The organism is Rhodococcus sp. P4_E4 (assembly GCF_056401575.1).
Genome location: NZ_JBFUJB010000008.1, coordinates 79,110 through 94,515, shown reverse-complemented (window position 1 = coordinate 94,515; position 15,406 = coordinate 79,110). Strand labels below are relative to the sequence as shown.

General features: G+C 61.5%; 12 protein-coding genes and 1 tRNA gene. 2 read left to right on the top strand and 11 right to left on the bottom strand.

What is annotated here, in order from left to right:
- Window positions 1–16: 16 nt before the first annotated feature.
- On the top strand, window positions 17–538 hold the full coding sequence (locus tag AC1DVN_RS11750) for a YdcF family protein (RefSeq protein WP_020970286.1): 522 nt from the start codon (window positions 17–19) through the stop codon (window positions 536–538).
- Between the two features lie 60 nt (window positions 539–598).
- On the opposite strand, the gene AC1DVN_RS11745 is transcribed toward AC1DVN_RS11750, so the two are convergent.
- The 11 genes from AC1DVN_RS11745 to AC1DVN_RS11695 form a co-directional block, all read right to left on the bottom strand.
- Window positions 599–2,080 (bottom strand): sugar transferase, encoded by a 1,482-nt coding sequence (locus AC1DVN_RS11745; protein WP_019744644.1) that lies wholly within the window; start codon window positions 2,078–2,080, stop codon window positions 599–601.
- Between the two features lie 319 nt (window positions 2,081–2,399).
- Complete coding sequence (locus tag AC1DVN_RS11740) at window positions 2,400–3,236, bottom strand: nucleoside triphosphate pyrophosphohydrolase (RefSeq protein ID WP_046378951.1); 837 nt, start codon at window positions 3,234–3,236, stop codon at window positions 2,400–2,402.
- A 7-nt stretch (window positions 3,237–3,243) separates the two neighbouring features.
- The gene (gene mfd, locus AC1DVN_RS11735) at window positions 3,244–6,870 is read right to left on the bottom strand and encodes a transcription-repair coupling factor (RefSeq protein ID WP_029255886.1); all 3,627 of its coding nucleotides are present in this window, start codon (window positions 6,868–6,870) and stop codon (window positions 3,244–3,246) included.
- 128 nt (window positions 6,871–6,998) lie between these two features.
- On the bottom strand, window positions 6,999–9,584 hold the full coding sequence (locus AC1DVN_RS11730) for a glycosyl hydrolase 2 galactose-binding domain-containing protein (RefSeq protein ID WP_477993808.1): 2,586 nt from the start codon (window positions 9,582–9,584) through the stop codon (window positions 6,999–7,001).
- A gap of 2 nt (window positions 9,585–9,586) precedes the next feature.
- Window positions 9,587–10,573 (bottom strand): DUF1839 family protein, encoded by a 987-nt coding sequence (locus AC1DVN_RS11725; RefSeq protein WP_019744648.1) that lies wholly within the window; start codon window positions 10,571–10,573, stop codon window positions 9,587–9,589.
- Window positions 10,573–11,529, bottom strand: coding sequence for an amino acid--[acyl-carrier-protein] ligase (locus AC1DVN_RS11720; protein WP_046378953.1), 957 nt, complete (start codon window positions 11,527–11,529; stop codon window positions 10,573–10,575). Before AC1DVN_RS11720 ends, AC1DVN_RS11725 begins: the two co-directional genes overlap by 1 nt.
- On the bottom strand, window positions 11,526–12,716 hold the full coding sequence (locus AC1DVN_RS11715; protein WP_042952515.1) for an acyl-CoA dehydrogenase family protein: 1,191 nt from the start codon (window positions 12,714–12,716) through the stop codon (window positions 11,526–11,528). The genes AC1DVN_RS11720 and AC1DVN_RS11715 overlap by 4 nt, the downstream gene beginning before the upstream one ends.
- Window positions 12,713–12,955, bottom strand: a complete 243-nt coding sequence (locus tag AC1DVN_RS11710) for an acyl carrier protein (RefSeq protein ID WP_003946296.1) — start codon at window positions 12,953–12,955, stop codon at window positions 12,713–12,715. Before AC1DVN_RS11710 ends, AC1DVN_RS11715 begins: the two co-directional genes overlap by 4 nt.
- Window positions 12,948–13,394 (bottom strand): holo-ACP synthase, encoded by a 447-nt coding sequence (locus AC1DVN_RS11705; RefSeq protein ID WP_020970291.1) that lies wholly within the window; start codon window positions 13,392–13,394, stop codon window positions 12,948–12,950. The genes AC1DVN_RS11710 and AC1DVN_RS11705 overlap by 8 nt, the downstream gene beginning before the upstream one ends.
- A 286-nt stretch (window positions 13,395–13,680) precedes the next feature.
- Complete coding sequence (locus AC1DVN_RS11700) at window positions 13,681–14,322, bottom strand: ScbR family autoregulator-binding transcription factor (protein ID WP_003946317.1); 642 nt, start codon at window positions 14,320–14,322, stop codon at window positions 13,681–13,683.
- Window positions 14,323–14,511: 189 nt separating this feature from the next.
- A complete protein-coding gene (locus AC1DVN_RS11695) occupies window positions 14,512–15,165 on the bottom strand; it encodes a TetR/AcrR family transcriptional regulator (protein ID WP_019744652.1) in 654 nt (217 codons plus the stop codon).
- Window positions 15,166–15,319: 154 nt separating this feature from the next.
- On the opposite strand from AC1DVN_RS11695, the gene AC1DVN_RS11690 reads away from it, so the two are divergent.
- A tRNA-Gln gene (locus AC1DVN_RS11690) sits at window positions 15,320–15,390 on the top strand.
- Window positions 15,391–15,406: the final 16 nt, after the last annotated feature.

Sequence of the window (15,406 nt, the reverse complement as noted above, 5' to 3'; positions counted from 1 at the left end):
ACAGATCAAATCGGCCTTGAAGATTGCGGGCATACCTCTATCACTCCTCGCCCTTGGTGCGGCAGCGGGTTGGCCCGTCTTCGTCTCACCCAAGATCGATGCACCACGAAGTGCTGACGCTATCGTTGTCCTCGGCGGAGCACACGACGGACGCGAGGAGGTCGGAATCCAACTGATGAAAGACGGTTACGCACCACGCCTGATCTTCTCGAATCCTTACGGCGACAACGACAAGAAGATGCGGTCGATCTGCGAGGGTACGTTCGACTTCCCTGTCGACTGTTTCGTCCCCTCACCGTCCACCACCGAGGGCGAGGGGTTCGAAATCGAGAGAATGGCCAATGCCAACGGATGGAAGACTGTCATCGTCGTGACGTTCGTTCCTCATATCTCGCGGGCGCGGCACATCATTTCGCAGTGTTATCAAGGAGAACTGGTCATGGTCGCAAGCCGTCCGGAACTCTCGATCGGGACGTGGGCATTCAACTACGTTTACCAAACTGCCGGCTACGTCAAGAATCTGTTCTCGCATTGTTGAGCTCGACAGCTGACAGGAGGGTGCCCGGCGCGGATATCCGCGCCGGCACCAACCGCGTAGTCAGTACGCTCCGTCGCTTTTCGCGACCGCTGAGACGGTACGAGTAATGATCGAAAGATTTTGCAGGATAGACCAATTCTCCACGTAGGAAGAGTCCAGTCGAACAGATTCTTCCCACGAGAGATCACTGCGACCACTTACCTGCCAGAGACCGGTGATGCCAGGCTTGACCAGCAGGCGCCGGGCAACCTCGTCGTCGTACATCTCGACCTCGCGCCGCAACGGCGGCCGCGGACCGACAACGCTCATCTCGCCGCGAATGACGTTGAAGAACTGTGGTAGCTCGTCGATGCTCAATCGACGAAGGATCTTGCCGACGGACGTGATTCGTGGATCCTCCCGCATCTTGAACAACACGCCTCCCGCGCCTTCGTTGTCCCCCATCAGATCGACAACCTGCTGATCGGCGCCCTCCACCATGGTACGAAACTTCAACATAGGGAACGGTTTCCCGTTGAGGCCGATGCGTTCTGCCTTGTAGAACACCGGACCTTTCGACGTGAACTTGACCGCAGCGGCGGCGGCGACCATGACCGGCGCCACGAGGAGGATCATCAGCATCGAGAACACCGCGTCGAAAACAGCGGGCGCAAGCCGGTTGGCGCCCTGGTAGCGCGGTCGCGCAACGTGAATCAACGGGAGTCCCGCCGCCGGGCGAAACATCAAGCGAGCCTTCGACACGTCGGCTACGACCGGTGAAACCACCATGTCGACGCCCTCGGCTTCGAGGTCCCACATCAGCTTGCGTATGCCCACCTGCCCGAGGTCTTCGGTTCCGGTGACGATGACGGTGTCTGCGCCGCTTGCGCGCATTGCCTCGACCACCTCGAACTCGTTGCCCAATACCGGGACCGCTGCGCCGTCGACGACGATGTGATCGTCCAGCGCGGTCGCCCGACGCGGAATGCACGCTCCCACAACGTCGTAGCCTGCCGAGGAGTCCCGCACGAAGGCTCGCGTAGTAGCAACGACGGACGCGTGTCCACCGACCAACAGCACCGAGTTGCGGCAATCCCCGCTCGCACGCTTCTTTCGAATGTCGCGTCGCCAGAGGTAGCGCCCGAGAAGCAGCGCAGCGAGCCCGACGGGCAGTGCGATCATGAGATAGCTACGCGCGATTCCTACGCCGAGAATGATCCCGGCCAATGCGCCCACTCCGAAGACTTGGCCGGTAGCGAGCAGCACCTTCTCGTACTCGTCGCTACCCTCGCCCAGCATCGACTGATGACGGCTGCGTCCGCGTGCGAGCGCGATCATCCACAGCCCTCCCAGCGCTGCAGACGCAATCACCTTGAGTGGCGTCAGCCACTCGATCGGATGCGGCCACATGCTGCCGATCTGTGCGAGCGCGATCACGAACAGAACCGTGATCGAATCGCTCACGGCAATCCGCTTCCGGTATGCCCGACGCCAGTCGGTGCCGACATGAGCGGAATCCTGCAATGCTGCCGACCGGCTCTCCACCTCAGCATGAACGCTCATTTGCCATCAGTCCTTCTAGTCATTCGAATGACTTCAGCGGGTCGAACGGATTCAGCGGATCGCTGATCGGTAGCCACCGCGAGCCTCCAGGTACGGCAACACCCCGCCGGTTGCCGTACCTCGCTGCTCGCAGTGCAGAAACGAACCGTCATCGGACCCCCTACATAACTGCCGATCAAGGGCCACTTCGTGCGATAAAACGACCCAGTGTTGCTCATTTCGTACGTAAACATACCTTAGGTTTGTTTCAAGTGCACTCACCGAGTCCAAGCTATTTTCCGGTTGCCAGATGATTACCGGGCAATTACGTCAAAGTGGGCTAATCCTCCACATTTTCGAGACGTCTTCCCTCACGAATCCGAATGTCGGCGATCAGCATGTCCAGGGCGCCCAGGAGTGCAGTGTCGGCGCGTCGGCACTGTTCGATCAAAGCTTCCAGATCAGCTTCGTCGGCGCTTTCGATCACACCGGCTTTGGCGGCCCTGCTCAGTACTTTTTCGGCGAGGAGCAACGGCGGCTGCGACCGAGCGATGCCGTCCATGGACGACGCGCGCGCCTTCTCGGCAGCCTTCAAAGCGTCCCACGCCCGCTCCTGCTCAGCGATGTCGACCACCCCGGAACTGACCAGGTGCGGGCTGCGATGCACGAGTTTCGCGATCAGTGCGCCGGCCACGTCGTCCAATTCGAAAACGCCGTGAGATTGAGCGATCCGCGAGTGGAACAACACCTGGAGCAACAGATCGCCGAGTTCCTCACGGAGATCGCTCTCGTCGTCGCTTCGAATCGCGTCGAGTACCTCATAGGTCTCCTCGACGAGGTAAACCGAGAGGCTCTCGTGCGTCTGGGTCGACTCCCAACCGCCGCGATTCCACAACCGGTCCATGATCGACGCCGCTTCCACCAATCGATCGCCGTGAATGGGTTCGGCGCGAATCATCTTTACCCCAGCGGCAGACAACGCCTCGATCTTCGGCTCGGCGGTGTCCATCATCACAGTCACCGCGGCGCCGGGTGTCGTGGCCGGCAATGCGCCGCGTACCGAGTCGGGAACGTCCGGGTCGATATCGATCGCGCCGGACAGGAACGGGAGCGCCTCCAGCGGAAAGACATGCGGCCGCAGAGGATCGAGCAGTACGACGACGGGCGATTCGTTCACCGAGTGCTCACGCCTCGACCAGGACGGCACCGGCGGCGCGCCCGTCTATCGCCAAGATGAAGTCCGCGATGTATTGAAGTAGTTCGACGTCCCGCAGGCGATCCGAGCCGACTCCGCCGGTGCGAGGCAGCGGGAGTTGCACGAGCCCGGTCGTTGCCCGGTACTGCGCGCTCGGATAGATCCTCTTGAGCCTGATCTGTTTGGAATCGGGCAGTGACATCGGCGAGATCTTGAGCTGAGTTCCGGTGACGGCGACTTCCTCCAGTTGGTACTCGCGGCAGAGCAGTCGAAGCTTGGCCACCGAGATCAGCCGTCGAACCTCTTCGGGCAGTGGGCCGTAGCGATCGACCAGTTCTTCGACTACGGCAGCGATGCCGTCGGAATCAGTTGCCGCAGCGAGCTTGCGGTACCCCTCCAACCTGAGCCTGTCACTGGTGACATAGTCGGGCGGGATGTGCGCGTCCACCGGTAGGTCGATCCGGACTTCCTTCGTGCCCTCGTCCATGGTGATCGGTTTGCCGTCGGCTGCAGCCCGGAAGGCTTCGACCGCCTCACCGACCAGCCTGACATACAGATCGAACCCGACGCCCGCGACGTGGCCGGACTGCTCTGCGCCCAGAACGTTTCCGGCTCCACGGATTTCGAGGTCCTTCATCGCGACTGCCATACCGGCGCCGAGGTCCGAATTCTGCGAAATCGTTGCCAGTCGGTCGTATGCCGTTTCCGTCAACGGCTTTTCGGCCGGGTACAGGAAGTATGCGTATCCACGTTCACGACTACGCCCGACGCGTCCGCGGAGCTGATGCAACTGCGAGAGGCCAAGCGAGTCCGCACGTTCGACGATCAGTGTGTTCGCGTTCGAGATGTCCAGACCGGTTTCGATGATCGTGGTACAGACCAACACGTCGAAGTCGCGTTCCCAGAAGCCCTGCACGGTCTTTTCGAGAGTGTCCTCGTTCATCTGACCGTGCGCGACGACGACGCGAGCCTCCGGGACGAGTTCACGGATCTTCTTGGCTGCCTTGTCGATCGAGCTGACACGGTTGTGTACGTAGAAGACCTGACCGTCGCGCAGAAGTTCACGCCGGATGGCCGCGGCAACCTGCTTGTCCGCATACGCGCCGACGTAAGTGAGGATCGGATGACGTTCTTCCGGCGGTGTGAGGATCGTGGACATCTCACGGATCCCGGCCATGCTCATCTCGAGAGTACGAGGAATCGGGGTAGCCGACATCGTCAGGACGTCGACGTGGGTGCGTAGTGCCTTGATATGTTCCTTGTGCTCGACTCCGAATCGCTGTTCCTCGTCGACGATCACAAGCCCGAGGTCCTTCCAGCGAATACCGGTCTGCAGCAACCGGTGAGTACCGACGACGATGTCGATCTCGCCTTCGGCCATGCCGGCGATGATTTCCTTCGAGTCTTTGGCGTCGGTGAAACGGGACAGCCCTCGCACCTTCACCGGGAACGACGCCATTCGTTCGGTGAATGTCTGAAGATGTTGCTGTGCAAGCAGAGTCGTCGGGACCAGTACCGCCACCTGCTTGCCGTCCTGGACTGCCTTGAACGCGGCACGAACGGCGATCTCCGTCTTGCCGTACCCGACGTCACCGATCACCACCCGGTCCATCGGAACCGGCTTCTCCATGTCGGCCTTGACCTCACTGATGACGGTCAACTGGTCGATGGTCTCGGTGAAGGCGAACGCGTCTTCGAGTTCCTTCTGCCACGGCGTGTCCGGGCCGAACGCATGCCCCGGGGCCGCCTGACGCGCAGCGTAGAGCTGAACCAACTCACCCGCGATCTCACGAACCGCCTTGCGGGCCTTACGCTTGGTGTTCGCCCAGTCGGATCCACCGAGCTTGCTCAGCGCAGGCAACTCTCCACCGACGTACCGGGAGAGTTGATCGAGCGATTCCATCGGGACGAACAGACGATCACCCGGGTGACCACGCTTGCTCGGCGCATACTCGATGACCAAGTATTCACGACGCGCCCCGCCGATGGTGCGTTCGACCATCTCGACGAACCGGCCGATACCGTGCTGATCGTGCACGACCATGTCCCCGGCAGACAGCGCGAGCGGATCGACCTGATTGCGGCGCTTGGCCGGCAAGCGCTTTCCGTCGCCGACCGCTGCAACGCGGTTGCCCGTCAGATCGGACTCGGTGACGATCACCATCCCCGGCGTCGAGTCGTCCCCGGCGAGTACCAGTCCGTCGTGCAGAGACCCGCGGAGCACCGCGACCTGTCCGCGGGCAGGGGTCGCTCCGCCTTCGAGCATCTTTGCGGGCACTTCGGCTTCACCGAGTCGCTCGACGACTCGGCTTGCTGTGCCGGCGCCTGCCACCACGATCGCCGCGCGACCGCCCGTGCTCACGTGTGCCCGGAGGCTGACGAACAGCTCGGCCAACAGGTCGTCGGAACCACGTACCTGCGGTGCCGCCTGAACCGGGATTTCAAGTTCTTCACCATTTCCCGACGCCAGCGGGCTGACCGTCCACCACGGACGGCCGGCAGCTTCGGCAGATTCGCGAACATGACGAAGCGACCGGTATGCGGAGGCACCGAGATCGACTCCCCCGCCGTTGAGGATCGACGTGTCGAGCGGTGCAGCGCCGCCGATCGACGCCGCCGTCCACGACGCTTCCAAGAATTCCTGGCCGGTGCGCACCAGATCGGTGGCGCGGGTGCGCACCTTCTCCGGATCGCACAGAAGGATGTGCGCCCCTACCGGAAGGACATCGGAAAGTAGTTGCAGTTCACCGGGTTTGAGAACCGGGAGCAGAGCTTCCATCCCCTCGACGGGGATGCCTGCCGAGATCTTGTCCAGCATCTCGACCAACGAAGCGTCAGCCTGATTCTCAGCAGCGAGTGCCGCAGCTCGATCGCGAACATCAGCTGTCAGAATCAGCTCACGACACGGCGGCGCGATCACGGAATCGACGTCGACGTCCGGTAGCGAACGCTGATCGGCGACAGAGAAGTACCGAAGCTCCGATACCTCGTCACCCCAGAATTCGATACGTACCGGATGATCCGCCGTCGGCGAGAACAGGTCGAGAATGCCGCCGCGGACCGCGAACTCACCACGCTTTCCCACCATGTCGACACGGCTGTACGCCATCTCCACCAGACGAACCAGAACAGAATCGAAATCGATCTCGGTGCCGACGCGCAACGTGATCGGCTCGATCTCGCCAAGACCCGGCGCCATCGGCTGAACGAGAGAGCGCACCGTGGTCACGATCACCCGAAGAGGCGAGCCGTACGAGGCGTCGTCTGGTCTGGCGAGTCGGCGCAGTACCTCCACCCGTCGCCCAACGGTGTCCGCGCTCGGCGACAGTCGCTCGTGCGGCAATGTTTCCCACGACGGGAACTGCGCGACGCCTCCACCGAGCATCTCGGTGAGTTCTGATGTCAGATCGTCGGCTTCGCGACCGGTGGCCGTCACCAGCAGCACCGGAGTGCGCGCGGCAAGTGCAGCGGCGATGAATGGTCGAGCCGGCTTCGGCGCCACGATGTCCAGGGCAGGCGCACCGATTGAGTCGATCACTGGAGTGAACGCGGCGTCTGCGAGGGCGACCTCGGCGAGTCCAGCGAGCGCAGTCTGGGCAGAGGACAAGGAAGTCAACGAACGCGCTCCTGAACAGTGATGACGGGTTGCGGACGCACAGCCCGAGCGCAAGATCTCCACCGAGGCAGAGTTGTGCGCCGGTTCGATTCTATCGGTGTGCGATCTCGCAGCGCAGTCCGATCCGTTCAGTTTCCCGTAACGCTCGGCTTCTTCGTCGTCCGCTTGGCCGGTGAAGATCGGGTGGCCGGGGCGCTCGGCGGTGCCACGGCCACGCTGGTGTGAGAGTTGAGCGCCCGAACCCGGCCGATTACCTTCGTCGCCTGGCTGGTTCTCCGTAGACGTACAGTCCTGCGACCGTTCGGCGCGAGGTGGAACCAGGAGTCTTCGGGCTCGAAGCCCTGCAGTTCGAGGGCAACGTATTGGGCGGAAGCATCCGTCGAGACGTCGACTACCCACTCTTCGTCGCCGACGTTGCGCGCCGTGGCGACAAGTCCGACCGACCGCTCGAGGGGCCGTGCCGGACTCCCCAGGAGGTGCACCACTTCGTCCACCATCTCTCCGTCTTCGTCTTCGAGTGTGACGGTGACGGCGTCGTATGTCCGCGCCCCGAACTGAAAGACGTGAGTGAGGTCGGTGAAACGGCCGACAAGGCTGTCCACGGACCAGGTCAGACTCGAGTGCGATTCCACCTTGACCGGTAGCGCGACGTCGACTGGGACGACACCTGACCGACTGTGCGCTCGAAACCTGATCTCGCCGACGACAGGTTCGGCAGTCTCGTTGATCGCGTCGAGCCTCAATCCGTCCATACCGTCGTCCGTGACCAGGAGCGCGATCGGTTTGGCGCTCCTACGGAGCACGAACCACGGAGCCTTGGGGCTGCCGCTCCAATCGAGGACCCCCCATCCCGGTCCGGGCTCCAGGTCTCGCAGTGCGAGTGTCAAGGCGCCGTCGCACCGAGAATCCGGGCGACGCCAGTAGCCGAGCGTCGAGGCGAACGCCTCACATACGGCTGCTCGCCCCAGGTCGAGATAGCGTTCCGGGTCGGACCACCGGACTTCACGAGCGTCTTCGCCGAAAAGCGCGTGGACGTAGTGATCCCGAACATCCTCGAAATCCCACGACGATCCGTTGTCCCGCGGCACCGCGGCTTTCCATGCCGGGTGGTGCCCTGCGACGGCGAGCGAACCGAATTCGTTCTCGATCACGGCATTCGACGGTGGAATCGAAAATGCCAATGATTCGGTCGCAAAACGTACTCGCGCGCTGAGCACGTCGGCCAGTGGACGACGATAGGCACCCACCCCGAAGTAGTGAGCGACCCCGCTTCCGACATGCGTTGCCAATTGCTCTCCCCCGCGAGGCGCCGAGGGCGACGACGTCACGTATTCGAGTTCAGGTGCCACCGCTGAGATCAGCTCCGGCAGTCTCGAATGAATGAGCGGGATGTGTTGATCGACCAAGCCCAGCATGGTCGGCTGCTGTTCGGTCTCGCTGCCGCCGCAGAAGACTGCCAAAGCGGGATTTCCACGCACTCTGTGCAAGAACGCGGTGACCTCTGCTGCAACGAGTTCGAAGAATTCGTCGGTGTCGGGCGGATCAAGCGTCGCCAACATCATGTCCTGCCACACGAGAATGCCCAGTCGCGCGCATTCCTCCCAGAAGTGGTCGCTCTCGTAGACCATCGTCCCCGGGATTCGAATCATGTTCAGGCCCGCCTCAGCCAGGCGTTCCAAGACACGAGTGGTGCCGGCGTCGTCTTGAAGCGAGATCGGGTCGGTCGGCACCCACACCGAACCACGGCAGTACACCCGGATGCCGTTGACATTCAAACGGAATCCACCATCGGATCTGTCGGCCTCCACCGTCCGGAAGCCCACTGAACCGAGATGCTCGGAGACTCCGATCGTTTCTATCGTCACCGGATACGTGCGAGGAGCGCCATGAGTGTGCGGCCACCACAACTGCGCGTCCGGCACTTCGACGACGCCGGACACCTCGAGGAATCCGTCCGGTCCGGCAATTACAGCCAATTGTCGCGAGTGTTCGCCGACGCGCACGGTCACGTACTCCAGCGAGGCCGGCAATCCGGTGAGCCGAGCGCTGACGGCAACGTGACCGGTTGTGCCGTCGACACTCGCGTGCTTGACAGCCGAGACTACGGCGGCAACTCCCTTGTCCAACAACCGGATACCCCGCCACGGTCCCACCGGTACCGGAACGCCACTGAATACGGGAGCCATACCGAGCATCGTGGTTCGGATCCACCGAAGACCCTGTTCACGGACCATCGACGAGCGCCAACGTCCTCGAGGACGCCTCGATCTCAGAATCGCGGACAGAGAATGAAAATGAATAGCGACCTGGACGCGTTTACCAGCGCCGACTACGGCCGGAATGCTCACTTCCCCAGGCGTGAACATGGATTCAGTGGACGCGACATGGACGCCGCCGATCCAGACATCGGCAAACGCCGTCACACCGTCGAACTGGAGCAGCCACGACCCCTCACCGGTCGTGGCCACGGTAGTCACGAACCACCAGTCCGATGATGCAACAGACGATGATGAAACCGACGACGATGCAACGGACTTCGTGCGTCCGGCGCCCGTTTGCGCCGCCTGTATCGCACCAACGACTGTCCCAGGTACAGACGCTGCGACCCACTCGGTCACGGTTTCGAGGGCATCCGGATCAGATATGGATCCGGGTTCGGTTGCAGCGCATCGCCATATCGCGCCGGCCAGCAGGTCTGCTGACGAACGAGGCACTGTTAGACCAACCTCAAGTGTCGATGCGAGTCGACGCCGACTGTGTCGGCAACGACTTCCATCGCTCTCTTCCACGACACGGCCATCTCGTCGAGTTGCTCACGCGGGTCCACCGCGCGGCCCCTGGAGGCACGCGCCATCTGAAACTGCACGCTCTTGGCCCCGGACGCCACTTTGCGGAAATCTGGCGCAGCTTCGCCTGTCCCGGAGAAACCTGCAGTGTCCAAAAACTCGCTGGCGTCGGCTGCCAGCTCCGCGCTGGCACCACACTGACGAAGTAGCCCGAAGGACCAGAGGTGAAAGGCATCCATACCCGCCCCCTGCACCCATTCGAGGTCGTCGATCACCCGGCGTCCCAGCTCTCGCACGGGATTACCCGCGGCTCGAACCGCTACGTTCCGCCGAGCCACTTCGGCGATGTTTCCGGCGTTGGTCGCGTGAACCGGATTCAACCTGATCTGTTCGACGTACGGCACGAACGAAGGAAGTGAGGAACGATCGAGATCGAAGACACCGGAGAAATCGTCGCCTCGCAGCAAGTAGTACCCGCTGTTGTGGAAGTATTCGAGCTCGCCGGCAACGCGATCGATCCGATTGGGCACGATCGTGGTCTTGGTGTGCCCCTCGTGATAACTCGTTCCGAGAGTGTCGGGAAGCCAGTATCCGTCGACTTCAACCGTCGACAGCATCCCAACCGCGAGGTTGTCCTCGACATGGATCAGCGGGGCCCGCCAGACGTTCATCTCGGCGACTTCGATTCCGTACAGCGCGTAGATGTCCTCGGCCTTGAGCTTGAGGAACGTCCACTGAGTCCCGTCGAACCGCGATGAGAAGGCACATGCCAGCGCCGGGACGGGGTCCAATCCCAGCGAATGCAACACTTCGATCCACAGATCCGTATAGCAGTTGGTCTGCGCCCACACCCGGTCGTCCTGGTGCAACGAATGGGGTTGGTAGCGATCAGGTGAAATGTCGATGAGCCGGGACATCAGATGCCCATTCGTTCGCGTACGGAGGTTGGCCACGCAGCCACATCAAGACCATGAGTCCGCAACAAGGACAACGCGATTCGCTCCATCCCGAAGCCGACGCACGAGCTGTGCGCCACCTCCCCCTCCGCCGTTCGGATGTCGAAGTTGACACCGAAATGGTCGAGATGGTTGTTCGAGGACACGATCGCCGTGCCCTCGTCGAGATCTCCGTAGAGCCGAACCGTCAGTTCCGTCTTGAGATTCTCTTCACGCTGGTTGGCTGCAAGCATCTTTCCGGCGCGTCCGAAGAAAGGATCATTGGCAATCACCGGGGTGGCGTCGAGTTCGAGCAGGCCGAGCACCTCGAGCCCCCGCTCGATCCAGTGCTCGCGATGCGCTCGCGCTGCCGCGGCGTCACCGATCGTCACGAACTCGTGCATCCGAAACGCTTGCATGCGAGCCGGATCGATCGCCGGTTCGTGCCGGAAGCAAAAACCGTAGATGTCCAGCAGCACCCCGCCTTCGGGGAGAACTCCGGTGTATCGCGCATAGGCAGGATGGCACGCTGCGGAGACGAGCATGGTCTCGGTCGGCTCGAGGTGGCGATCCCACGATTGTCCGTCGGCGCGATCGGCCAGCAGTCGCGCGTGATCGCGATTGGAACCAGCGAAGGTGTTGATGGCGCCGGTGAGGTTGGGAAACGAAGCGATGTAGTCGGTGCGCTCGAAACTGCTACGAGGGAACACCGGCGGGAACCGCAGCCGAGTCGCGGCGTCGCCTGGCCCCGCTGCAACCACCACTCGGTCGATACCGTCGACGATGTCCTCGAACACGCCGGAACGCCCGTAGAGTCCCGGTACCTCTGTCTCGACGAGTAGTCCTTCGACGAGCAGTTCGCGTTGAAATGCAGCCCGAGCCCGATCCAGATCGGTCTCGCCTGTCACAGTCTCGGTTGTCACATTCTCCGTCGTCATAGCGTTCCCCGGTATCCGATAGCCATGTGCGCTGAACCTGCCATGATTCGATCGTTGTTCACCATCACCGCTGCGCCGTGCGCGTCACGAAGGTGCCGACCGAGTGAAAATTCGGTGTCCTCGCGATATCCCGAGATGCCACAGATCAGCATTGTCTGCCCCACGATTTCCACCACCGCGGTGGAGGCTGTGACTTTCAGGTTGTTCATCGCGAGCGAAAAGCCCACCGCTCCCGTCGCCTCGAAATCGGCGGCGCCTTCCGCAGCGTGAACTGCGCGGTCGTACCTGCGTGCAGAGGCGTCGACAAGATCGGCGAATTGTTGTGCCGAAGCAGCAACTTCGGCGAGCCGCAGCGCTCCGGGGGAAGTGACTCCGGGCTGCTTGCGGGCGGCGGCACGCACGTACTTGCGTGCCTTCTCGACTGCAGCGTCGGCAATTCCCAACCACACCGAACTCCAGACGACGTGCGAGACCGGAAGCATCGTATGGGTGGAGATATCGGAATACGGTACGTCGGCGACCATCTCGGGCGTCGAGGTGGCCCGAAGGATGTAACCAAGACTGCAAGTTCCCCTGAGTCCCAGCGTGTTCCACTCGGTGGTGCGTTCGAGCGTCAGGTCTGGGGTACGACACACAACGAGAACCTGATCGTTCGGCTGACTCTCCGGGGTTCGCCGAGCCGTCACGACTATCGCGTCGGAGTGTTCGCCGTACGAAATGACAGGCGCGTTCTTGATCAACAGCAGATGACCGCCCAAGTCTTCGACCGCGCAGTAACTCCGGCTGACGTCACCACCGATTCCCAGCTCAGTGGTTGCCGATGCCAACAGCAGTTGCTTGTCGACCGTTTCTTCGACAAACCCGCGTAGCGCTTCGGTGTTGCCGTGCTTGACCAACGAGTAGATCTGCGTCTGATGCATCGCGAAGATCATTCCGCTTGCTGCACAGCGTGTTCCGATCACACGGGCGATCTGCGACACTTCCTGCAGCGAGAGTCCTTCGCCGCCTAGTTCCCTCGGCACAGCTACCGACAGCAGCCGTTCGCTTCGCATGGCGTCGACAGTTTCACGCGGAAACCTTGCCTCGGCATCGACTTCGTCGGCCCACACCGCTGCAACTTCGTCGGCCAACCGTGTGGCCCGCTCGAGGGCTGTCCCGGTGGCGCACTGCGATTGCGGAGCGTTCATGCAGCACCCAACTCCGTCAACGCACCCTCGATCGCCTTGACGCTTGCGAAGGTACTCTTCCGCAACAACTCGTCAGGAAACTCGATGTCGAACGAATCCTCCAGCGCCAACATGACATTCACGCTCGCGTGCGACGTCAAACCCAACTCGTAAAGATCGGCCTCTCCATCGATCGTGCTCACGTCGACTGCCAGTCGACCGTGCTCGACGAGCACTTTCCGAATTGCCTGATCAATCATCAGCGATGTCGTCCTTCTTTTCGATGCGAGCGCCCGAGCGTGTTGCGATCACCATTGCGATGGCCACGTCCGCTTCGTGCGAGATAGATACTTGAAAATCGTGCAGATCCTGGGCCCGCGCGAGTTCCGCGGCATTACCGGACAGCGTCACCCCACAGCCACCCCACTCGGCCCGAGTGATTTCGATGGAATTCCACGGAACGGGGACATCACCGGGCCGCAGTACCTTCACAACAGCCTCTTTGGCGGCGAAGCGTGCAGCCAATCGTTGATCCCGTGCCGGCCCGGCGCACGTCTGCAATTCGTGCGGGGTGAAGGTCCGATCGAGATACCTCCGCCCGAAGAGTTCGATACTTCGAGTGACATCCACGACGTTCACTACGTCACAGCCGATCCGCGGGCCGATATCGAGCATCGGCGTCGGCGCAGTGTCACCCATCTGTTGACTCCCCATCTGGGGTCGTACACGCCGGGCAGCCCCCTATGCTGCCCGGTGCGCCGACGCCGTCACCCTGCCCTGACAAACCTTCATTCTCAGCAATTCTTCAGCTACCGGTAGAACATACCGCAATCCGAAGATGATGGGCAAGATCAGACTTCCAGATTCCCATCAACACTATAAACATACTCTTAGTTTGTTTCGAATGCAGAACAAAGAGAACAATGTCGCTACCAGGACATTTGCAGCAAACTGGCCAAAGGAGCAGTGCGGAGAGTCAGTGATTTCAGTGATCGCTGGCAAGGCGGCGGGCCGCGAATTGCCTGAAGTACTCCACTTTCGATTCCGGGACCACGATCGGAAGTATCAGGTTCCACGATGCCTTCATGGAGTCCGAAAGCTCACGAACGGTCCCGGTCGCGGCTGCCATCAGCCGAACTCCGGACGCCACTTCCAACAGGAAACGAGCAATGTCAGCAGAATCCGCGTCCGAACGCAGATCACCTTCGTCTGCCGCACGGCTGGCAAGTTCACGGTAAATATCGAGCCACACGTCCAGAGTCGCCGGCCCGGAGCCCCGATAGTCCCCGATCTCGACCAACAAGCGGAACGTTGCTCTAACCATGGCGTCATGCGCACCGATGTCGACGATGACCGACGAAATACCGATCAGCGACTCGAGTGCGGGAGTGCGACGGTCCAACCAGAGCTCACATTTTGCGTCGAAACGCGCCGAACCCTCGTCGATCACCGCCCGCGCGAGTTCTTCCTTGGACCCGAAATGGAAGTACAGCGCGCCTTTGGTCACCTGCGACTCAGCGATGATCTCGCTCAAGCTGGCATTGGCATAACCCAGGCGCAAGAACACACCCGCTGCTCCGCGCAGCACCGAATCACGGGTGGCTTCTGCCCGTTCTTGCCTCACCATCGATCCGGCCTCCAATCACCACACATCGAACGAATCCTTGGTCTTACCCGTTCACAGCGTCAAAATGGAAGGCACGGTTCGGCATTCAACCCACCCTGCAAACAAATGAGACATTTGCCCATCAAACGATCGTGATACAGCGAACACAGCTTAGACCGCGATCCATCTCTGCGCGGCAGGCGCGCCTGGTTAACCCTCCAATTGTGGGTCGGCTTCCAGATTCGTCAGCCCATTCCAACACAAATTCACAAGGTGAGCGGCGACAACTTCCTTCGACGGAGTCCGTTCGTCGAGCCACCAAGTAGCCGTAGTGGACACCATGCCGACAAGCGCCTGTGCGTACATCGTTGCTAGTCCGGGGTCGAAACCGCGTCTGGAGAAGTCCCCCGCAAGCAGGTAGCCCACCTGACTGATCGCATCGTTGAGCAAGCTCGAATACGTCCCACTGGGCGCGACGACGGACGAATCGCGCACGAGTATCCGAAATCCGTCAGTGTGCTCTTCCACGTAGGTGAGCAAAGCCAACGCAACCCGCTCGACTCGAACTCTCGAGCGATTTTGCGAGAGCGACGACGTGATCATCTCGAGGAGTCGCGACATCTCCCGGTCCACTACTACGGCGTACAGCCCCTCCTTGCCGCCGAAGTGCTCGTACACGACCGGCTTGGACACGTTTGCTCGCTGGGCGATCTCCTCGATCGAGGTCGCTTCGTATCCCCGTTCGGCGAACAATGCCCGCCCGATCTCGATCAGTTGTTGCCGACGTTGGGTACCGGTCATCCGGATCCGTGTCACTCGTTCGGGAACTGGATCCCCGCCACCCGAACCGGACACCGCCGCCATTGTCTTCCTCTCGCCGACACACAAATTACTGCTGTGGACGCTCAGCCTATCGGGACTTCGGGGACCCAATCAGAGGAGCGGTTCGACCTACGGCGGGTCGGCATGCGATTATTCTTGCGCGCGTTCGGCCGCAAGGCTCGGCAATGCGTGGCAATCCGCCGTGGTGTAATGGCAGCACCTCTGATTTTGGTTCAGATAGTTCAGGTTCGAGTCCTGGCGGCGGAGCTGGTGAACAACATGC